General features: G+C 66.7%; 22 protein-coding genes. 19 read left to right on the forward strand and 3 right to left on the reverse strand.

The window, feature by feature from the left end; genetic code table 11:
• Positions 1-9: 9 nt before the first annotated feature.
• Genes HNP51_RS14595 through HNP51_RS14605 form a run of 3 tightly spaced genes read left to right on the forward strand, consistent with a single transcriptional unit; the run spans position 10 to position 2422 of the window.
• Positions 10-561, forward strand: a complete 552-nt coding sequence (locus tag HNP51_RS14595; RefSeq protein ID WP_184271832.1) for a DUF1285 domain-containing protein — start codon at positions 10-12, stop codon at positions 559-561.
• Complete coding sequence (locus HNP51_RS14600) at positions 558-1220, forward strand: CoA pyrophosphatase (RefSeq protein ID WP_184271829.1); 663 nt, start codon at positions 558-560, stop codon at positions 1218-1220. The genes HNP51_RS14595 and HNP51_RS14600 overlap by 4 nt, the downstream gene beginning before the upstream one ends.
• A complete protein-coding gene (locus tag HNP51_RS14605; RefSeq protein ID WP_184271826.1) occupies positions 1217-2422 on the forward strand; it encodes a CCA tRNA nucleotidyltransferase in 1206 nt (401 codons plus the stop codon). Before HNP51_RS14600 ends, HNP51_RS14605 begins: the two co-directional genes overlap by 4 nt.
• On the opposite strand, the gene HNP51_RS14610 is transcribed toward HNP51_RS14605, so the two are convergent.
• On the reverse strand, positions 2397-3356 hold the full coding sequence (locus HNP51_RS14610) for an endonuclease/exonuclease/phosphatase family protein (RefSeq protein ID WP_260398516.1): 960 nt from the start codon (positions 3354-3356) through the stop codon (positions 2397-2399). The two genes, HNP51_RS14605 and HNP51_RS14610, sit on opposite strands and share 26 nt — an antisense overlap.
• Before the next feature lie 217 nt (positions 3357-3573).
• Here HNP51_RS14610 and HNP51_RS18895 point away from each other — a divergent pair, with 217 nt between their 5' ends.
• The 14 genes from HNP51_RS18895 to ssb all read left to right on the forward strand — a co-directional run bounded on the left by HNP51_RS18895 (position 3574) and on the right by ssb (position 15347).
• The gene (locus tag HNP51_RS18895) at positions 3574-5046 is read left to right on the forward strand and encodes a DUF2793 domain-containing protein (RefSeq protein ID WP_184271823.1); all 1473 of its coding nucleotides are present in this window, start codon (positions 3574-3576) and stop codon (positions 5044-5046) included.
• A gap of 5 nt (positions 5047-5051) precedes the next feature.
• On the forward strand, positions 5052-5207 hold the full coding sequence (locus HNP51_RS14620; protein ID WP_184271820.1) for a hypothetical protein: 156 nt from the start codon (positions 5052-5054) through the stop codon (positions 5205-5207).
• Complete coding sequence (locus HNP51_RS14625; protein ID WP_184271817.1) at positions 5204-5476, forward strand: hypothetical protein; 273 nt, start codon at positions 5204-5206, stop codon at positions 5474-5476. The genes HNP51_RS14620 and HNP51_RS14625 overlap by 4 nt, the downstream gene beginning before the upstream one ends.
• Complete coding sequence (locus tag HNP51_RS14630) at positions 5473-5856, forward strand: M15 family metallopeptidase (protein ID WP_184271814.1); 384 nt, start codon at positions 5473-5475, stop codon at positions 5854-5856. Before HNP51_RS14625 ends, HNP51_RS14630 begins: the two co-directional genes overlap by 4 nt.
• Complete coding sequence (locus tag HNP51_RS14635; protein WP_184271811.1) at positions 5853-6278, forward strand: hypothetical protein; 426 nt, start codon at positions 5853-5855, stop codon at positions 6276-6278. The genes HNP51_RS14630 and HNP51_RS14635 overlap by 4 nt, the downstream gene beginning before the upstream one ends.
• Before the next feature lie 445 nt (positions 6279-6723).
• A complete protein-coding gene (locus HNP51_RS14640; protein WP_184271808.1) occupies positions 6724-7491 on the forward strand; it encodes a flagellin in 768 nt (255 codons plus the stop codon).
• A gap of 107 nt (positions 7492-7598) precedes the next feature.
• Positions 7599-8366 (forward strand): flagellin, encoded by a 768-nt coding sequence (locus HNP51_RS14645; protein WP_184271805.1) that lies wholly within the window; start codon positions 7599-7601, stop codon positions 8364-8366.
• Between the two features lie 114 nt (positions 8367-8480).
• On the forward strand, positions 8481-9248 hold the full coding sequence (locus HNP51_RS14650; RefSeq protein WP_184271803.1) for a flagellin: 768 nt from the start codon (positions 8481-8483) through the stop codon (positions 9246-9248).
• Between the two features lie 86 nt (positions 9249-9334).
• Positions 9335-9607, forward strand: a complete 273-nt coding sequence (locus HNP51_RS14655) for a hypothetical protein (RefSeq protein WP_184271800.1) — start codon at positions 9335-9337, stop codon at positions 9605-9607.
• Between the two features lie 130 nt (positions 9608-9737).
• Positions 9738-10607 carry a flagellin gene (locus tag HNP51_RS14660; protein WP_184271797.1) on the forward strand — a complete coding sequence of 290 codons (870 nt, stop codon included), beginning with the start codon at positions 9738-9740 and terminating at the stop codon, positions 10605-10607.
• Positions 10608-10863: 256 nt separating this feature from the next.
• Entirely contained in the window at positions 10864-13557 is a 2694-nt protein-coding gene (locus tag HNP51_RS14665; RefSeq protein WP_311769952.1) for a transcriptional regulator, read from the forward strand.
• A gap of 78 nt (positions 13558-13635) precedes the next feature.
• Positions 13636-14313: a hypothetical protein gene (locus HNP51_RS14670; protein WP_184271793.1), complete on the forward strand. Its 678-nt coding sequence runs from the start codon at positions 13636-13638 to the stop codon at positions 14311-14313.
• Positions 14310-14750 (forward strand): hypothetical protein, encoded by a 441-nt coding sequence (locus HNP51_RS14675; RefSeq protein ID WP_184271790.1) that lies wholly within the window; start codon positions 14310-14312, stop codon positions 14748-14750. Before HNP51_RS14670 ends, HNP51_RS14675 begins: the two co-directional genes overlap by 4 nt.
• Before the next feature lie 90 nt (positions 14751-14840).
• Complete coding sequence (ssb, locus tag HNP51_RS14680) at positions 14841-15347, forward strand: single-stranded DNA-binding protein (protein ID WP_184271787.1); 507 nt, start codon at positions 14841-14843, stop codon at positions 15345-15347.
• Positions 15348-15408: 61 nt separating this feature from the next.
• On the opposite strand, the gene HNP51_RS14685 is transcribed toward ssb, so the two are convergent.
• Positions 15409-15981 carry a nucleoside 2-deoxyribosyltransferase domain-containing protein gene (locus HNP51_RS14685; RefSeq protein WP_221415930.1) on the reverse strand — a complete coding sequence of 191 codons (573 nt, stop codon included), beginning with the start codon at positions 15979-15981 and terminating at the stop codon, positions 15409-15411.
• Between the two features lie 132 nt (positions 15982-16113).
• On the opposite strand from HNP51_RS14685, the gene HNP51_RS14690 reads away from it, so the two are divergent.
• Positions 16114-17016 (forward strand): DMT family transporter, encoded by a 903-nt coding sequence (locus HNP51_RS14690; protein WP_184271784.1) that lies wholly within the window; start codon positions 16114-16116, stop codon positions 17014-17016.
• 9 nt (positions 17017-17025) lie between these two features.
• Here the strand turns inward: HNP51_RS14690 and HNP51_RS14695 are convergent, their stop codons facing one another.
• Positions 17026-17568 carry a superoxide dismutase family protein gene (locus tag HNP51_RS14695; protein ID WP_184272350.1) on the reverse strand — a complete coding sequence of 181 codons (543 nt, stop codon included), beginning with the start codon at positions 17566-17568 and terminating at the stop codon, positions 17026-17028.
• Positions 17569-17781: 213 nt separating this feature from the next.
• Here HNP51_RS14695 and gyrA point away from each other — a divergent pair, with 213 nt between their 5' ends.
• A complete protein-coding gene (gene gyrA, locus HNP51_RS14700) occupies positions 17782-20550 on the forward strand; it encodes a DNA gyrase subunit A (RefSeq protein WP_184271781.1) in 2769 nt (922 codons plus the stop codon).
• Positions 20551-20563: the final 13 nt, after the last annotated feature.

A 20563-nucleotide genomic window follows, 5' to 3' on the forward strand; every position in this document is an offset into this window, starting at 1 on the left:
AGTTCGACTATGACGAACCCAGCGACATCGTCGGGCCTGTCCGGGGTGACCGAGGCGGCGCGCCAGGCGCCCGGGCGCGGGCTGCCGCCGGTGCATCTGTGGCATCCCGAACATTGCGGCGACATCGACATCTTGATCCGCGCCGACGGCGTCTGGCTGCATGAAGGTTCGCCCATAGGTCGGGCGGAACTGGTGCGGCTGTTCTCGACCGTGCTGAGGAAGGACCCGGACGGCTATCATCTGGTCACGCCTGCCGAGAAGCTAAGGATCAGAGTCGAGGACCTGCCGTTCCGGGCTGTGACGATGCAGACGGCAGATGGCGTGTTGCGCTTCACGACCGATGTCGGCGACGTGGTCGAGGCCGGGGCGGACCATCCGATCATTGTCGAGACCGACGCCGCGACCGGCGAGCCGGCGCCGCGGGTCCATGTGCGGGCGCACTTGTGGGCGCGGATAGCGCGGCCGGTCTTCTATGAGTTGGTCGATCTGGCTGAGACGGCTGAGGGGCGACTGTGGGTGCGGTCCGGCGGCGCAGTCTTCCCCTTGGGGGACGTGGAATGAGCTGTGACAGCTTGAAGAAGCGGCTGCTGGCCCATCTGGACCCCGTCGAGACCTGGACGGCCGAGCGGACGGCCACACGCTCCGACTACGATCTGAACCCAGGAGCCGCGCGACCGACGCGCGAACTGCGGCCCGCGGCGGTTCTCATACCCATCATCATGCATGACGACGGCCCGACGGTGCTGATGACGCGGCGTTCGGACAGTCTGGCCAGCCACACCGGCCAGATCGCCTTTCCCGGCGGGCGGCTGGACCCCGGCGAGACGGCGGGGCAGGCGGCCCTGCGCGAAGCCTTCGAAGAGGTTTCGCTGGACCCCGGCGTGGTCGAACTGCTGGGGATGGGCGATCCCTATGAAACGGGGACGGGGTTTCTGGTCACGCCGGTGGTCGGCTGGCTGACCACCCCGCCGCAGGTCAAACCGTCGCCGGACGAGGTGGCCGAGGTGTTCGAGGCGCCCTGGGACTTTCTGATGGATCCGGCCAACCATCGCCGGGACTATTATGATCCTGAGGAAGGGCCCCGGCGGTGGTTCTGGGCCATGCCATACCGCGAGCGTTACATATGGGGCGTGACGGCGGGAATTTTGAAGGGCTTGTTCGTCCGTCTCTATGGAGACGAGGCGGAACCCCTGTCGGCGGCGGCCGAGGACGCCGCGTGAGCCATCGGCTGCAAGGTCAGGACTGGCTGACAGCCCCGGCGACACGGGCGGTCATGGCGGCGCTGGCGACGGCGGGCGGGGCTGAATGCGCCCGCTTCGTCGGCGGCTGCGTGCGCAACGCCCTGATCGGGGCGCCCATCGACGACATCGACATCGCCACCACCCTGACGCCCGACGCCGTGGTCGCGGCGCTGAAGGCGGCGGGATTGAGATCTGTCCCGACCGGCATCGAGCACGGCACGGTGACGGCTATTTCGGAGCGCCAGCCGTTTGAGATCACCAGCCTGCGTCGCGACGTCTCGACCGACGGGCGCCGAGCCACGGTGGCCTTCACCACGGACTGGGCCGAGGACGCGGGGCGGAGAGATTTCCGTCTGAACGCCCTCTATGCCGATGCGGAGGGCGTCATTCTGGACCCGACGGGGCAGGGATATGACGACGCCATGGCGGGGCGGATCGTCTTCGTCGGCGAGCCCGAGGGGCGCATCCGCGAGGACTACCTGCGCATCCTGCGCTTCTATCGGTTCTATGCCTGGTACGGGCGGGGCGCGCCCGATGCGGCGGCGGTGGCTGCCTGTGCGGCCCTGGCCGAGGGCGTCGAGCAGTTGTCGGCGGAGCGGGTGTCCAAGGAACTGCTGAAGCTGCTGGCCGCGCCCGATCCGCGTCCGGCGGTGCGGCTGATGGGTGCGGCGGGGGTGCTGGGGCGGGTGCTGAGGCAACCCGCTGATCTGATGCTGTTCGAGGCCATGGTGGACCTGAGCGGCGATGCGGTGCTGCGGCTGTCGGCCCTGTTGCCCGCTGATCCCGCGCGGGTGGCTGAGATTGCGCGCGCTCTGCGCCTGTCTAACGCCCAGCGCGACCGGCTGGTCGAGGCGGTCAGTGGCGAGACGACCACGCGCCTGACCGACGCGCAGGCACGGGCGCTGATCTATCGTGACGGGCGTCAGGCCTTCGAGGATCGCGTCATGCGGGCCTGGGCGGCGGGGGGTGATCCTGGCGGCGCGCGCCGACTGGTGTCTTTGGCCCAAGATTGGGTGCGCCCGATCATGCCGGTCGGCGGGCGCGATCTGGCGCGGCTTGGCTTGAAGCCGGGGCCGGAGACGGGACGGGTGCTGAAGGCCTTTGAGGACGGCTGGATCGCGGACGACTTCCCCGATCACGGCCACGAGGATCGGCTCAGGGCGCTTTTGCCGCCAGCGTGAAGCGGGTGATGACCGGGCGGTGGTCCGAGCCGGTCTTGCGGCCTAGCCTGCGCTCCAGCAGGGCCAGATCGGGCGAGCGCCAGACCTGGTCGATGGTCATGCCGACCGCTGAGGGCGCCGCCGAGGGCCAGGTGCCGGGCCAGCCGGGGGCGGGGATCAGACCCGTCTCGGCCTGAATCTGACGACCGATCCGGGCGCTGGACACGCTGTTGAAATCGCCCGCCGCGATGACCGGACCGGTCATGTCGCGGCGGATGGCGGCGAGCGCCGCAGCCTGATGGATCTGACCCCACTGATACTGGAAGGGCCAGGGCCGGGTCAGGTGGGCGCCGATGATGTTGACGGGGCCGAGCGGGGTCTGGGCGACCGCCGCGACCGAGACCAGGCCATCGGGCCGGTCGGCGACAGCGGTCAGGGGATAGCGCGAGGCGATGGTCGCGCGCGCCGCGCCGCTGGGCCGGTCGACGCGGGCGTTGAGGACGCGATGGGGATAGCCCGCCAGCACGCGATCCAGTTGGGCCGAGGGCGCATCGCCGAGCTCGACCAGAACCACGACGTCGGGGTCGGCCTCGGCGATGGAGCGGGTGATAGCCTCCACCTCTTCGTTCCAGGCCCAGAGGTTGGCGGAATAGAGGGTCAGCGTCGGCGCGCCTTCGCGCGGCAGGGCGCCGCCGCGTGGCAACCACTGCGGCCAGACGGCGAGGACCAGCAGAACGGTGGCGCCAAGCCCCGCGATCATGGCGGGCCGCAGCCTCAACACGGCGCAGAACAAGGTCAAAGCCAGCGTCGCGGCCAGAGCTGGAGCGGTGAACTGGGCCAGCAGGTCGGTCCAGCGGTGGTCGATCCGCAGCAGGGCGGACAGCGCGACGCCGGCGGGGGCGGCCATCAGGCCCAGCGCCGCCAGATGCATCGCGGCCTTCAACGGTGAGATCAAGCGGAGGCCCTCGTGGCGGCAGCGCGGCGAACTGCCTGCTTGGCCTATCCGACCCGGGCGGCGCATGTCGAGGTCTGCGTGCCCGACGGTGAACCTCGCGCGCATTCCAATGAGCCAATCCCGGTGATTTCCTGGGTTTGCCGTCCTTGACGCCCGTTCAGCGCGCCGAGGCGGCGGGGCTGAGCAGACTGATCCTCCAATCTATGGAGATCATTCGATGAGCGACGACGCCAGCGCGCGGCTGGGCCTGCCCTATCTGGCGGCGGGACAACTGCAGAAACACGTCACCCTGAACGAAGCGCTGACGCGTCTGGACGCCCTGACCCAGACGGCGGTGGTCAGCCGGACGACCGGCGCGCAGCCCGCCAGTCCCGCTGACGGCGCCCTCTATATCCTGCCAAGCGGCGCGACAGGCGCGTTCTGGGCCGGGCGACCGGCGGGCAGCCTGATGCGCGCCGAGGCAGACGGTTGGCGGGCGATCGACGCGCCTGATGGTCTGCTGGCGGTGGTGCTGGACAGCGAAGAGGTGCTGGTTCGTCGGGCGGGCGCCTGGGCGCCGTTGTCGACCGGCGCGGAGCCGGTCACGGCCTTGCAGAACCTGACCCGCCTGGGCGTGAACACCGAGGCTGACGCCGCCAACGTCATCGCCGCCCGTCTGAACAAGGCGCTGTGGACCGCGCTGGAGAGCGAGAGCGGCGGCGACGGCGATCTGCGCTTCACCTTCAACAAGCAGGGAGCGTCGGACGTCCTGTCCCTGCTGTTTCAGAGCGGCTGGGGCGGCCGGGCTGAACTGGGTCTGATCGGCGACGATGATCTGAGGCTCAAGGTCAGCGCAGACGGCGGGACGTGGCGTGACGCCTTCACAGTGGACCGCGCGACCGGGCGTCTATGGTTCGCGCAAGGCGCGACGCGGCGTGAAACGACGGTGCTGACAGCGGGCGCAAGCTGGACCCCGCCCGCCTGGGCGAGATGGGTCGAGGCGGTCTGCGTGGGCGGCGGCGGGAGCGGCGGCGCCGGCGCGGGCGGAGCCGCAGGGACCGTACGCTTTGGCGGCGGCGGGGGAGGCGCGGGCGGTGTCGTCTCGGGCCTGTGGCCGGTCAACGGCTTTTCCGGCGCCTTGGCCGTTGTGGTCGGCGCGGGCGGCGTCAGCGGCGGCGTCGGCGCCAACTCCACGGTATCGGTCGGCGGCGTCCTGTTGCTGACCGGCGAAGGCGGCAAGGGCGGGGCGACCGGCAGCGCCTCTTCGGGCGTCGGCGGCGCGGGAGGCGGCGGTCTGATCCGAGCCAACGCCGGCGGCGACTCGTCGGCGTCCGCCGTTGCGGGCGCAGGGCAGGCGCAGACCCGGCCTGACGGTCCGGGCGGCGGCGGCGCGGGCGGCGGGGTCAGCGCGGCCAATGTCGCCTTCAGCGGCGGCGCGGGCGGCGACGGCGCTGTCTTGCACGTTCGGGCCGGGGGCGGGCTGGGCCGGACGACGTCCGGTCTGAACGGTCAGGCGTCGCCGCTGTCGGCGCTGTCCAGCGCGGGCGGGGGCGGTGGAGGGGGCGGCGGCGCGTCATCGGGCGCGGGCCACCCCGGCGCGGCGGGCGGCCTTCATGGCGCGGGCGGCGGGGGCGGAGGCGCGGGCGTGACGGCGGGCGGCGCTGGCGGCGCAGGCGCGGCGGGCGTCGTCTGGCTGACGGCGATCGGGTGAGCGCCATGACGCGATACTTCGACCGCATCCTCGACCCCGAACTGCTGGACGAGGAGACCTGGGCCGCGCCCGAACGGCTGACCCCCGATGACTGTTTCGATGAACTGGGCAGCGACTGGCGCAGACCCGCCGCCCCCGGTGATCAGGAGGATGAAGCATGAGCAAGATCGACCGAAACGAGATTGGTTTGGCCGAGGGGCGCTGGTTGTGGCGTCGCCTCTATGTCTTCGTCGCCAGCGCGGCGCTGTGGCTCTTGCTGGCGCGGGCGGTGGGGCGGACGGCGCCCGCCGACCTGCCGCGCGTGGCGGACGGGTTGATGGGGCTGATCGCTCTGATGCTGGTCCTCTATCTGGTGGCGCCGACGGCCCAGCAAATGATCGCCATGCTGGCCAATCTGCGGCTGAGACTGGCGGCGGGAGGCAAGGCATGAGCTTCCGTCTGTCGCAACGTTCGCGCGCCCGATTGACGGGCGTCCATCCCGATCTGGTCGCGGTGGTTGAGGCGGCGATCCGCCGAACCGAGGTGGACTTCATGGTGACGGAGGGGCTGCGCGACCCCGCCCGCCAGGCCGCGCTGGTCAAGGCGGGGGCCAGCCGCACGCTGAACTCGCGCCACCTGACCGGCCACGCGGTGGATGTCGCGGCCCTGGTTGAGGGGCAGGTGCGCTGGGACTGGCCGCTGTATGGCCGCATCGCCGAGGCCTTCAAGGCGGCGGGGCGTGATCTGAGCATCCCGCTGACCTGGGGCGGGGATTGGAAGCGGCTGAGAGACGGCCCGCATTTCGAACTGGATCGGAGGGCCTATCCATGAGGGCGCGCGATCTGATGCGGGCGCTGACGCCGCTGGGGCGGCTGGCCCTGGCGGGTGCGTTGGTTCTGCTGTTGGCGATCACCGGGCGTGGGCTTGGTTTGAGTTGGGACCCGTTCAATCTCCAGCAAAGGCGGCTGGAGGTCGCTGATGCCCGTGCGGCCTCTGCCGAAAGCGACGCCGAGGCCCGGCGCATCGAGGCGGCGGGGCAGGGCCAACAGGCCGCGCGCGTTGAAATCCATCACCGACAGACCCTGGCCGTGGAGCGGTCGACCGTTGCGGCCGTCACCCAGGCGAGGAGCGCCAAAGATGCGAACGACCCACTGGACCTTGTGCGGGCTGATCGCCTGCGCGCTCATGACCGCGAGCTGTGCCGGCTCGCTCCCGATCTCGACGGTTGCGCCGCCGCGTCTGGATATTCCTGAGGCGGCGACGCGTCCCTGCGCTCTGGCTGTTCTGCCGCTGTCGCCCAGTCTGGCTGACCTGGAGGCCGCCTATCTGCTGCGTGGGGCCCAGATCCTGGCCTGTGACAGCGCGCGGCGCCTGGCGGTCGAGGCCTTGGGCGCTGAACGGGCGATGCAGGATCGCTGGATGGTGGCGGAAAAGGGAAGGCGGAAAGGCGCGCGGCGCAGCTGATGTGGCGCTTTTTGCCGGGGCGGTCGGCAAAAACTGCCGATTGCGGACGCCGCTCGGCAAAAGTTACCGCGTCCGAAACATGGTTTACCAAATCTAACGTATAAAAATCAGTGAGTTGAGGAATTGGCATGGCGGGATCTCTTTGGCCCCGTCCTTGCTCCTAGTCATCCCGAGCAGAAAGCTCCCGGCAGCCAAAATGGCGTCGGACATGTCGAAGACACAAGGATGGCCAAAATGGCTAACAGCATCAACACGAATGCTGGCGCTCTCATAGCGCTGCAAAATCTCAATGCGACCAACCGTGACCTCACCGTCACGCAAAACCGCGTGAATACAGGCCTGAAGGTTTCCTCGGCCAAGGACAACGGCGCGATCTTCGCGATCGCCACCAATCAGCGCGCCGAGATGGGCGCCTTGGACGCCGTCAAACAATCTCTGCAACGTGGCCAGTCCATCGTCGATGTCGCCCTGGCGGCCGGCGAGACGATCGTGACGGCTCTGACCGAAATGAAGGCCTTGGCGACGGCGGTTGAGGCAGGCGGCAGCGCTGCGTCGATTGCGGCTTTGACGGCCGACTACAACGCCCTGCAGGGCGAAATTAACAAGGCTCTGGCCGGCGCCAACTTTGACGGCGCCAATCTGTTCACCGCCTCTGTGGATGTCATCACCGACACCAGTGCGACGACGATGACCCTGGGCGGCGCCGCCGTCACGGTCGCTCCGGGTGCAGTGACGGGCGCTGGCGTGCAGACGGCCATTGACGCCTTCACGGCCACGCTGGCCGGCTTCGGCACCAACTCCAAGACGCTTGAGCGCCTGACGACCTTCACCAGCAAGATGCAGGACGCCCTGGAAGTGGGCATCGGCAACCTGGTGGACGCCGATCTGGCCAAGGAAAGCGCCAAGCTGACGGCTCTGCAAACCAAGCAACAGCTGGGCGTCCAGGCGCTGTCGATCGCGAACCAGTCGAGCTCGGTTCTGCTCAGCCTGTTCCGAGGATAAGAATTGATAGCAAATTTTTAGATTTGTTATTCAGTATGACTCACCACGAGCAGAATGCTCATGGCGCTAGAATGGCGTCATAATAGTAAAAATAAAGGAAGGCCAAAATGGCTAATAGCATTAATACAAATGCGGGCGCTCTTATCGCGCTTCAAAATCTTAACGCGACGAGCCGTGATCTCGCGACCACGCAAAATCGCGTCAACACCGGCATGAAGGTCTCTTCGGCCAAGGACAATGGCGCCATCTTCGCCATCGCCACCAACCAGCGCGCCGAAATGGGCGCCCTGGACGATGTCAAGCAATCGCTGCAGCGCGGTCAATCGATCGTCGACGTCGCTCTGGCGGCCGGCGATACGGTCGTGACCGCCTTGACCGAGATGAAGACCATCGCGACGGCGATCGAAGCCGGCGGCAGCGCCGCGTCGATCACGGCTCTGACGGCCGATTACACCGCCCTGCAAGGTGAAATCACCAAGGCCTTGGCCGGCGCCAACTTCGACGGCGCCAACCTGTTCACCGCCACTGCCGTGGACGTGCTCACCGACACCAGCGGCGGCAAGTTGAATATGGGCGGCACGGCGATCACCGCCGCGCCGGCCGGCATGACGGGCGCGCAGGTTCAGACGACCATCGACGCCTTCACCGCGACCCTGGCTGACTTCGGCACCAAGTCCAAGACGCTGGAGCGCACCACGGCTTTCACCGGCAAGATGCAGGACGCTCTGGAAGTGGGCATCGGCAACCTGGTGGATGCTGATCTGGCCAAGGAAAGCGCCAAATTGACGGCTCTGCAGACCAAGCAACAGCTTGGCGTGCAGGCGCTGTCCATTGCGAACCAGTCGAGCTCGGTGCTGCTCGGTCTGTTCCGCTAACTAGGATTGGGTGCGGGTCCTCGGACCTTCACTCGATAGGACTACCCCGAGCAAAATGCTCCCGGCGGCCAAAACGGCGTCGGAAATGTCAAAGACATAGAAGGAATAGCTAAAATGGCTAACAGCATCAATACCAACGCAGGCGCTCTTATTGCTCTGCAAAATCTTAACGCGACGAGCCGTGATCTCGCGACCACGCAAAATCGCGTTAACACCGGCATGAAGGTCTCTTCGGCCAAGGACAATGGCGCCATCTTCGCCATCGCCACCAACCAGCGCGCTGAAATGGGCGCTCTGGACGCTGTCAAGCAATCGCTGCAGCGTGGTCAATCGATCGTCGACGTCGCTCTGGCGGCCGGCGATACGGTTGTGACCGCCTTGACTGAGATGAAGACCATCGCGACCGCGATCGAAGCCGGCGGCAGCGCCGCGTCGATCACGGCTCTGACGGCCGATTACACCGCCCTGCAAGGTGAAATCGACAAGGCCCTGGCGGGCGCCAAGTTTGACGGCGCCAACCTGTTCACTGCGACCGCCGTGGATGTCATCACCGACACCAGCGGCGGCAAGATCACGATGGGCGGCGCTGCTGTCACCGCCACGCCAGCCACCATGACGGCGGCCGGCGTGCAGACGACCATCGATGGCTTCACGGCCAAACTGGCCGACTTCGGCACCAAGTCCAAGACGCTGGAGCGGACCACGGCCTTCACGAGCAAGATGCAGGATGCTCTGGAAGTCGGTATCGGCAACCTGGTCGACGCCGACCTGGCCAAGGAAAGCGCGCGCCTGACGGCGCTGCAAACCAAGCAACAGCTTGGCGTGCAGGCGCTGTCGATCGCGAACCAATCGAGCTCGGTTCTGCTCGGTCTGTTCCGCTAACAAGACGTGGACGGGGGCGGGCCGCAAGGCTCGCCCTCGCTCGCACGCGAGGAGACAGGAGGCGCGGTCTGACCGCGTAGAGGGAAATGGCAGACAATGTCGCAAGAGTACCCAGTATCGCGCTCGTGACGCCCGAGATTGCGGGGCAGAGCGTTGAACCGCCGCCGCAGCGAATGCAGGCCGACAACGACGCCGGGCGTTATCGCCTGACGATCGAGGAAGGGCCGGACGGCTTTGTTTACAAGACATTGGACCGCGTGACCGGTGAGGTAATTCGCCAGTTGCCGCGCGAAGATGTCGTCAAGATGCGCCACAGCCCGGCCTATGGTCCGGGGGAGCTGATCAAGACCAAGGTCTGAGGCCTGGTTATCCAAACGCCCACGTCGCCGGCTCGCCGCGCGGCGTTATCATGGTTTCCATGGCGTTAACCATACGCTCAGGAATCATGCGCAATACTGGCCTCCAGAATTGAAACTGGGGCTAGAAGCCATGACTAATAGCGTTCTCACCAATGCCTCGGCGCTCATAGCGCTCCAGAATCTGAATTCGACGAACAATAAACTGGCGGCGACGCAAAGCCGGGTGAACACCGGCCTTAAGGTGCAGGGCGCCAAGGACAATGCGGCGACCTGGGCCATCGCTCAGAACCAGAGGGCCGACACGGGGGCTCTGGAAGCGGTCAAAACCAGCATGAACCGCGCCACCTCCCTGGCCGACGTGTCTCTGGCTGCGGGCGCCCAGATTTCCGACCTGCTGATAGAGTTGCGCGAAAAGGCGACCGCCGCCGCCGACCCGTCGCAAACCGTCGCTACGCGCAAGGCCTACAACGACGAGTTTCAGTCGTTGCTCAAGTCGCTGCAATCCTTTGCCGACAACGCCACCTTCGACGGCGAAAACATCCTGAACGGCAAGGTCGGCGGCGTGGCGGGGACGCCGCCGCTGCCGCCGCTGGATTTCCTGGCCAATGTCGGGGCGACTGAAACCATTTCGATGAATCGTCAGGACATGACGGTCACAGGTCTTGGTCTTACGGGGTTCACGGCGCCGGCGACAGCGTTTGATCTGCTCAGTAAGGACAATGCAGAGGCGGCCTTGAAGAAGGTTGTGACGGGGCTGGATACGGCCAACGCCAGGCTCGCCGAACTGGGCGCGCAATCCAAGCAGGTCGAGAAGCACAACACCTTCGTCAGCAAGCTGATGGACTCGCTGGAAGTGGGCATCGGTAATCTGGTGGACGCCGACATGGCCAAGGAAAGCGCTCGCCTACAGGCGCTTCAGGTCCAGCAGCAGTTGGGTGCGCAAGCGCTGTCTATTGCCAACCAGGCGCCGCAGATCATCCTGTCGCTGTTCAAGGGCTGATCTACCTGAAGTAGCGGGACGCGCCGTGGCCGAGTGAAATCGGCGGCGGTTTGCGCTTCGCTGGGCGCGGCGTCAGCCCATAAAGGCTGGCCAACTTCATGAGCAACCAACGCACGTAGGGCATAGGGCGAAATCCCTGACCTGTGACCGGAGCTTGACCGCAGCCTAACGTGAACTCGGCTTGGCTGTTCCTCGTCGATCTTAAACAGTTCGTTACCGGCTTCGAGGCAAGCTGTACGCAGGAGCGTATCGGTCTGTGATCAACAACAGCTATCTTCTTGGCATGTACGGCCTGACTCCGCCTGCGACGGGGTCTCAGGGCGGAACTTCTGCTGCCGCCAAGAAGCAGCCGACGGCGCCCTGGGCCGCGACGGCCAAGCCTCAAAGCCAGTCTGATCTGTTGCGCACAGCGCTGAGCGGTCGGCGCTTTATCAATGAGGCGACCACATCGCTGGACATGCAGAGCGTGTCCTCCGGCGACTATCGCAAGATCTTCGCCCTTTATCAGGGGCTTTCCATGCTGGAGGCCATATCCGATCGGGCCGGTCAGCGCGGGCTGAGCAGCCTTGAGCAGAATCAGCTGACCAAACGCTTCGATGCGGGCATGGCCGAGCTTTCCGCCTATCTCGGATCGGCGGATTTCGATCGCTTGCGGATGGTCGAGGGGGTCTCTGAGACCAAGGCGCAGACCGGCGCGGCCGTGGCTCGGGACTCCGTGAAGTACGTCACTGGAGCGATCCACAGCGGATCGCCGAACGAGCCGGTCGAGGCCTTCGCAGGCGACGTCAAATTCAACATCACCGTCAAGAAAGCCAGCGGGACGCAGACCATCGCCATCGACTTGGCGGAGATGGGCTCAGAGCCGCGCACGATGCAGTCGGTGACGGCCCACATCAACGGCAAGCTGGAGGCGGCGGGCCTGGAAACGCGGATGAGCCGCGAACTGCTCCCGTCGGAGCCTCGGGTTATCAAGACGGGCGACAAGACGGTCACCCTGCCGGCCGGGCCTGATCAGTGGGCGCTTAGCGTCAAGGGCGTGGCGTTTGAAACGGTCAGCTTCGTCCCCGTGGCTTCGTCCGACGCCGTCTATGTCGTTCAGGGCTCGGGAAATGCCGGCGGACATGACGTCCTGAAGTTCCAGGAAGGCGCGGCCAACGCCACGGGCGGCGCTTTCTGGGTGGACGGCCAGGTCGGCAAATCAAGCCTGCCCGACGGCGTGGAGACCGTGCGCGCCAGCGCCGTCGCCCCGGATGGGTCGATGTGGATTGTCGCAGACGTCAGCGCGGGAACCTCGACGCAGCCGATCAAGGGGCAGGGCGACGTCGTACTGATGAAGCTGGATTCCGCCGGCAAGGTTGTGATCAGCCGGGCCCTGGGCGCTGCTTCAACCGCCAGCGGCTACGCCATTTCGGTGGGCGCTGACGGCCGGGTGGCTGTGGCCGGATCGGTGATCGGCGCGCTCGAGCCGGGCGCCTCGGGGGCGGCGGCCAATGTGGCCGACAGCTTCGTGACCGTGTTTGACGCCAAGGGCGTCGAGCAGTGGACCCAGCGTCGCGGCGCCAAGGCGGCGGACGAGGCGACCGCGGTTTCCTTCGGCGCCGATGGCAAGGTCTATGTCGCCGGGCGTTCACAGTCGGCTATGCTCGGCGCGGCTTCGGCAGGCGGCTGGGACGGCTATGTCCAGGCCTTCAGCGAGAGTCAGGCGCATATTCTGGCGCCGATCAAGGGGACGGCGACGGGCGTCAGTCAGTTCGGCACAGCCGGGGACGATAACGTTCAGGCCATGACGATCGACGGCGACAATCTCTATACGGCCGGGGTCGAGAACGGCCGCATGATCGTGCGCCGTTTCCAGATCGGGGCGTCAGGCGCACCGACCCTTCTGTCCACCCGCGACCTGGGCGGGTCCGGCAGCGGCGAGATCAGCGGCCTGTCGGTCCTGAACGGTCAGGTGATTGTCGCCGGAGCGACGCGCAACGGCGCGCTGGACATCGGTCAGGTCAATAACCCCCATGCCGGTGGAACCGACGCCTTTGTCGCGGTGATTTCCGACGATCTCACGGTCTCGGCGAACGACCGGCTGACCTACTTCGGCGGCGAGGGGGACGATAGCGCCGCAGACGCCAAGATCGTGGACGGCAAGGTCTGGCTGACGGGCGTTTCGGACCGTCCCATCGGGGCCAAGCCCGCGGATCCGACCTCGGGATATCTGGCGCGTATCGACCCCATGAGCGGCGCGGTCGAGTGGAAACAGACATGGACCGGCGCCCACGGTCAGGCGGCCCCGACGACCATAGCCGTCGCGGCTGGCGGCGCCAGCGTGCTGGATCGCCTGGGTCTGCCCCAGGGCGAGATCTCGCAGGGGGATTCCAAGAGGCTGGTCGATGTCACGGCTCTGCGTACTGGCGACCGCTTTTATGTGACGTCGTCGACCAGTGGACGGTCGGTAGCGGTCACGATCGACGCCAAGGAGACCTTGCAGACCTTGGCTCGCAAGATCGAGACGGCCTCGGGACGGACGCTCAAGGTCACGATCAAAACCGACAAGGACCATGTGACGGGCCTCGACGGCGACACCAAGGTCACGTCAGGCGGGGTTCAACGTCTCTCGATCACCTTTGCCGATGGCCGCGACGGCGCCGTGATTCGGTCTGGCGAGGCGGGACGAGACGCCTTGGCGGGGCTGGGCCTGACGCCGGGCTATATCGGACCCAAGAGCAGCGATCTGAAGACCTTCGGCCTGAACCTTCCCAAGACGCTGAACCTGCGTGACCCCGAGGCGGTCAAGACAGCGAACGAAAGCCTGCTGGCTGCGGTCAAGGTGCTGCGCGACGCCTACAAGTCTTTGTCGCCCGACAGCGATAAGCCCAAGATCACGGGTGAGGCGCCCGCCTACCTCAAGGCTCAGCTCGCCAACTATCAGGCGGCGCTGGCACGACTCACAGCCTAGAAGCAGTGAACCCCGCTTTAGGTTGACGCACGCGGCGTCGCCGGGGTTATTGGGGCCATCATTGGCGTCGAGTCCCGCATGGCCCTTCCTAAAGACAATCGTACAGTCCTGATCATCGGGGGCGGCCTAGCCGTTGTGGCGGCCGTCGCGGCGGCTCTGGTGTTCAGCGGCGGACGGGACCGGCCGACCGAGGCGCCGCCCGCGTCGCAGGGCGGACTGACCATCGATCTCGCCGAGGCCCCCACGCTGGAACCCGCGCGCGAGCTGCGCTGCTTCGTCAACGGCCAGTTTGTGGGTCAGGCGACCCTGGCCGATTGCGCCCAGCGCAACGGCGTCGCCACAAGCGCCCTGGACGTGGGGCTGGACGCCACCGGCGCCCTTGCCGCCGCGCCTACCGCCGCCTTTGCGCCCCCGCCTGAACTGCCCGCTGAGCCGACCGTCGAGATTGCGCCGGTCGATGAGGGCGCTTCGCCTGCGGAGCCGACCCGCCAAGCGCCGGCCTCGTCGGCCACCGCCTGTCTTCGCCACACCGGCTCGGAATGGCGTTCGATTGGCGGCGGCATGAGTCTGGGGGCCTGTGTTCAGGCGCTCTACGCCGGCACCTGCGTCCGTCCGGGCGAGGCCCAGTATGGCCGTTGGGGCGACACAACCCTGCGTCTGGTGCCGCGTCGCGTCGAGCAGTCGAGCGACAACAACCGCTTCCGCACCCTGGCCCAGCAGGACCGCAACTGTCAGTTCCCGGAGCTGGGCCGATGACCAGGAAGACTTTCGTTTCCGCCGCCGCGCCCGTCATCGCGCTAGGCCTTCTGGGCCTGACCGTCGCCGCCTGCGCCCAGAAGGGCGTCGAGGCGCCGACCGAGACTGGCGTCTGTTATCATGTGGTCCTGGCCGAGGACGGCAAGTCGGCGCCCCAGATCAACGTCGTCGCTCGCAACCAGCCGCAGATCGAGTTCTGCGCCGCGCGTCTTGAGGAAATGCGTCTGCGCTTCCTCCGCCTGGGCGGCAACAACCGCGACATGATCGGCGCCTATCAGGGGCAGTTCATCTTCATCGACCGAGGCGGCGTGAAGTTCGGCAAGACGCTGACGGGACAGCGCTTCTTCGCCCTGACGCGGACGGGGGACGGCCGGCTGGCCATTCCGGGCGCCATTCAGCGCGAGATCGACGGTCGCCCTGTCGCCGTCGCGCCCTAAAATTCCCGCCCGCTTGGGTGTGAACAAAACTGGAACATTCCGTCCCGATCCGCTAGGGATCGGCGGCAAGAACATAAAAGGACATCGGTCATGGCCGGCAGCGTCAACAAGGTCATCCTCATCGGCAACCTGGGCAAGGACCCGGAAATCCGCACGCTGAACAGCGGCGACCGTGTCGCTAACCTTCGCATCGCGACCTCGGAACAATGGCGCGACAAGGCCACCGGCGAGCGCAAGGAAAAGACCGAGTGGCATGCGGTCGTCATCTTCAACGAGAACATCGTCAAGGTGGCCGAGAACTACCTGAAGAAGGGCTCGACGGTTTACATCGAGGGCTCGTTGCAGACCCGCAAATACACGGACGCCCAAGGCGTCGAGAAATACTCGACCGAGATCGTGCTGCAGCGCTTCAACGGCCAGCTGACCATGCTGGGCGGTCGTAACGACAGCCAGGGCGGCGGTCAGGGCGGCGGCTACGGCGGGGGCGGTGGCGGCCGTAACGACGACGACTACTCCTCGGGCTTCTCGACCGGCGGCGCCAACAAGCCCTCAGGTCCCAAGGAAAGCTACGACCTGAACGACGACATCCCGTTCTAAGGTCGGTTCAATCGAATGATCAGGCCGCGTCTTCCGAAAGGAGGGCGCGGCCTTTTTACTGTCAGCGGGCGAAGCGGGCTTGCGTTGCGGCGGCGCTCAGGGCTTCGCGGACGGCGGCGGTCAGTTCGGGCAGGGATTGCACCTGTTTGACACCGTAAGCCTGGGCCGTGATGTCGACGTTGCCCTTCCTCCAGAAGCCCTGCGGGGCCAGGACGATCAGCTTTCCGCCGCGGGCGTGCAGGCCCATTTCCAGCAGGCTGATGGGGCTTTGCGTGCCGGGGGCGAAATACATGACGATGACGTCGGCGGATTCCAGCGCGGCGAGTTCCCATTCGACCTGACGGCGGAACTCGGGCTCGTCGGCCTCGGGGCGCCAGTTGGGGTTCCAGTCGGGACGGCGGGGATTGAGGATGACCACGTCCATGTCGGCCAGGGCCGAGGTCATGGCCGCCTGCCAGTCCGGCGCGCCGCCCATGTCGATGCTGCCGCCCAGGAAGACGCGCGGCCGGCTGTCGTCGATGGGCAGGGGCTGGGGCGAGACCACGTTGCTGGGACCCTTGGCGGGCTGCGCGAGCGCGGGCGCGGCGCTGAAGGCGGCGACGGTCATCATCAGGGCGGCCAGGGTGCGGGTCATCGATCTGCCTCGGGTTCGCGAAGGGGCGGGGGATAGCACCCTGTCGGGCGAAGACTAGGGCAGGCGTGATGGAAAAGAGCCGTCATCGAACGTGACGGGCCTTTCGCGCCGGGCTGTGGCATCAGGTCGCGGGTGTCCAGCCAACGTCATTCCCCGCTCAGTCTGCTCGAGATCGGCGCCATCATCGCGGTGATGCTGATCTGGGGCATCAACAACGCCGCCGCCAAGATCGCCACCGAGGTCATGCCGCCGCTGATGGTGGGGGCGCTGCGATTCGCCATCGCCGCCGCCTGTCTGGTCTGGTTCGTCCGACCGCCTTTCCCGAACTGGAAGAGCCTGCTGATCATCGCCGTTGTGGGCGGTCCGATCCACTATGGCCTGATCTATCTGGCTTTCTGGCTGGCCCATGACGTCAGCCCGGTGACAGTGGCGACCCAGCTGTGGATTCCGCTGACCTCGCTGTTCGCCTTCCTCTTGCTGGGCGAGCGGATCAGCCGGATGGCGACGGTCGGGCTGGTCATTGCCTTTGTCGGGGTGGCCTGGATGACGCTGGACCCTCACGCCTTGCAGGACTGGAAGGCGATTGCGGTGGGGGCGGCTGGCGCCTCGGCCTGGGCGCTGACGACGGTGATCGCGCGGCGCACCACCTCCATCCCGCCGCTGAAAATGCAGGGACTGCTGGCCCTGATGGCCTTTCCGGTGCTGACCATCGGCTCCCTGGCGTTCGAGACGGGACAGTGGGAGGCCGCGAAGGCGGCGTCGCCCATGGTCTGGGGCACGGTGGTTTGGGCGGGTGTGATTTCGTCAGTGTTCGCAACCAGTCTGGTCTTCTGGCTGGTGCAGCGGCGCGAGGCGGGGCGGGTGACGCCCTATCTTCTGGGCTCGCCCCTGGTCTCCATCCTGATCGGCTGGCTGTGGATGGGCGACGTGCTGACGCCGCAGATCCTGACCGGGGTGGCCATCGCTCTGATCGGGGTGGTCACGGTCGCCCTGGGGGAGCGCGGCTTGCGCGCCGGCGCCCCCGCCAAGGTCTGATCGTCCAGCTTAGTTGGCGCTGAGGACGGCGCAGGCCACGCGGTCGCCGGCGCCGCCGATGGGCTGGCTGTTGTGGTCGTCGGGGTTGGCGTGGATCACCAGGGCCGAGCCGTCCGCGTCCCATAGCCACTGGCCGGGGCCGTCCTGGCTGATGCGCGCCTGGGTGGTGAAGAACTCAGCCTTCGCCGACCCGTCCGCGGCGGCGTAGAGGTTGGGCAGGTCGCCGTCGTCTGGGCCTTGGGCGTTCAGCAGGCCGTGCGGCGTCTTGGGATCTGTGTGGTTGATGTGGGCGCCCGCCGAGGTGAAGGGGGCTGCGCATTGGCCCGTGGCGTGGATGTGGATGCCATGCCAGCCTGGCGTCAGGCCCGTGGCTTCGACCTTGATCAGCAGGCCCGTCGCGCCCTGCGTCATGGTGGCCTTGCCGATTTCGGCGCCTTGGCCGTTGATGATCACGGCCTGACCGGTCTGGCCCGGCGTGGCGCGGGGCATCATGGCCGAATGGTCCATGGCGCGGGCCTGGCCCCCGGCCGAAGCGTGCGCGCCGTGGTTCATGGCGGCGTGATCATGGCTCTGCGCCGAGGCGCTGGCGGCGATCAGCGAGGTCGTAGCGATGGCGGCGAGGGCATAGGCGTTCATACGCATGGATTTCCTGTCCTTTTGGGCATGGGGATAACAGCGGCACAGCTTTGCCACCACGGCCCCCGGATGCTAGAAACCGGAATAGCGGATCACGTTCCGATTCCGGCCATTTAAAGCCTGATTTCCTTGACCGACGACAGCTACGACAACGCCGCACCTTCGGCGCCTGGCGACATCTCCATCATCACGATCGAGGATGAGCTGAAACGCTCCTACCTCGACTACGCCATGAGCGTCATCGTCAGCCGCGCCCTGCCGGACGCGCGCGACGGTCTGAAGCCTGTTCACCGCCGCATCCTCTATTCGATGCACGACCTGAACATGACGCCAGAGCGGTCGTATTCGAAGTGCGCGCGCGTCGTCGGTGACGTGCTGGGTCGCTTCCACCCGCACGGCGACGCCTCGGTCTACATGGCCTTGGTGCGGATGGCGCAGCCCTTCTCGATGGGGCTGATGCTGGTCGACGGTCAGGGCAACTTCGGCTCGGTCGATGGCGATATGCCGGCCTCCATGCGTTACACCGAGGCCAAGATGGCCCCGGCGGCCGTGGCGCTGCTGACCGATATCGAAAAAGACACGGTCGATTTCCAGCCCAACTACGACGAGAAGGAGCTGGAACCCGTCGTCCTGCCGGCGCGGATTCCGAACTTGCTGGTCAACGGCGCGGGCGGCATCGCCGTCGGCATGGCGACCAATATCCCGCCGCACAACCTGGGTGAGATCATCGACGCAGCCGTGGCGCTGCTGGACAACCCTGACATGGGCGATGAAGCCCTGCTGGACATCGTGCCGGGGCCTGACTTCCCTACGGGGGGCGAGATCATGGGCCGCACGGCGCCGCGTAATGCGCTGCGCGACGGGCGCGGCTCGGTCATCGTGCGCGGTCGCGCCTCGGTCGAGGAGATCCGCAAGGATCGCGACGCCATCGTCATCACCGAACTGCCGTTCCAGGTGAACAAGCAGACCCTGATCGAACGCATCGCCGAAATGGTGCGCGAGAAGCGTCTGGAAGGCATTTCCGACGTGCGCGACGAGTCCGACCGCCAGGGCATGCGCATCGTCATCGAGCTGAAGCGCGACGCGTCGGGCGACGTCATCCTGAACCAACTGTTCCGCTATACGGCGCTGCAAAGCTCGTTCGGCGTCAACATGCTGGCGCTGAACCACGGCCGTCCCGAGCAGATGGGCCTGCGCAAGATGCTGGAGCTCTTCCTCGAGTTCCGCGAGGAAGTCGTCATCCGCCGGGTCAAGTTCGAGCTGGCCAAGGCCCGCGACCGGGGCCACGTCCTGGTTGGTCTGGCCGTCGCCGTCGCCAACATCGACGAAGTGATCCATATTATCCGTTCCTCGGCCGATCCGGCCGAGGCGCGCGAGAGGCTGCAGGCCAAGGCCTGGCCCGTCGGCGACATGATCGCCCTGGTCGAACTGATCGCCGATCCGCGCTCGGTGCTGATCGACGGCGACAAGCTGAACCTGACCGACGAACAGGCGCGCGCCATCCTGGCCCTGACCCTGTCGCGTCTGACCGGCCTGGGCCGTGACGACATCTTCGGCGAGGCGCGCGGCCTGGCCGACACCATCCAGGGCCACCTGACCATCCTGTCGGACCGCAAGCACGTCCTGGCCATCATCCGCGACGACCTGTTGGTGGTGCGCGACCAGTTCGCCGTGCCGCGCCGCACCCTGATCGGCGAAGGCGACGCCGAGATGGAAGACGAGGACCTGATCCCACGTGAGGACATGGTCGTCACCGTCACACTGGGCGGTTACGTCAAGCGCGTGGCGCTGAACGCCTATCGGACCCAGCATCGCGGCGGCAAGGGCAAGTCGGGCATGACGATGAAGGACGAGGACGCCATCACCGGCGTCTTCTCGGCCTCGACCCACACCCCGGTCCTGTTCTTCGCCACCAACGGCAAGGCCTACAAGCTGAAGACCTGGCGCCTGCCGCTGGGCAACCCGCAGTCGCGCGGCAAGGCCTTCGTCAACCTGCTGCCCATCGAGCCGGGCGACAGCATCATGAACGTGCTGCCTCTGCCGGAAAACGAGTCCGAGTGGGACAACTACGACATCATGTTCGCCACCAAGTCGGGCGACGTGCGGCGTAACAAGCTCAGCGACTTCGCCACGGTGAACCGCGCGGGCAAGATCGCGATGAAGCTGGAAGACGGCGACCACATGGTCGGCGTGGCGCTCTGCAACGCCGACGACGACATCCTGCTGACGACCAAGCTGGGCCGGGCCATCCGGTTCAAGGCCGACGACGTTCGCGTCTTCAAGGGTCGGGATTCGACCGGCGTGCGCGGCATCCGTCTGCAAGGCGGCGACGAGGTTATCTCCATGGCCGTCCTGGGCCGGGTGGATGCTTCGCCGGAAGAACGCGCCGCCTACGTCAAGCACGCCAACGCCATGCGCAAGGCTCTGGCCGGCGCGGATGCGGACGAAGAGGTCACGGCTGTCGAGGCGGACGACGAGGAAGTGGGCGACGCCGCCCTGTCGGTCGAGCGTATCGCCGAACTGGGCGCGGCCGAGCAGTTCATCCTGACGGTTACGGAAACGGGCTTCGGCAAACGCTCCTCGGCCTATGAGTATCGCCGCACGGGTCGTGGCGGGCAGGGGTTGACCGCCCACGGCCTTGGCGGTCGCGCCGGCACCCGTCTGGCCGCAGCCTTCCCGGTCGAGGAGTCGGACGACCTGATGCTGGTCACCGACGGCGGCCAGATGATCCGCACCCCGGTCAGCCAGGTCCGCATCGTCGGCCGTTCCAGCCAGGGCGTGACCATCTTCCGCACCGGTAAGGACGAGAAGGTCGTCTCGGTCGAGCGCCTGCCCGATTCGGGCGGCGGCGACGACGGCGTGGACGACACCCCGACGGAAGAGGGCGGCGAGGGCTGACTTTCGCCCTCCC

This window comes from Brevundimonas bullata (assembly GCF_014207965.1).
In the GTDB taxonomy this organism is placed as follows: Bacteria; Pseudomonadota; Alphaproteobacteria; order Caulobacterales; family Caulobacteraceae; genus Brevundimonas; species Brevundimonas bullata_A.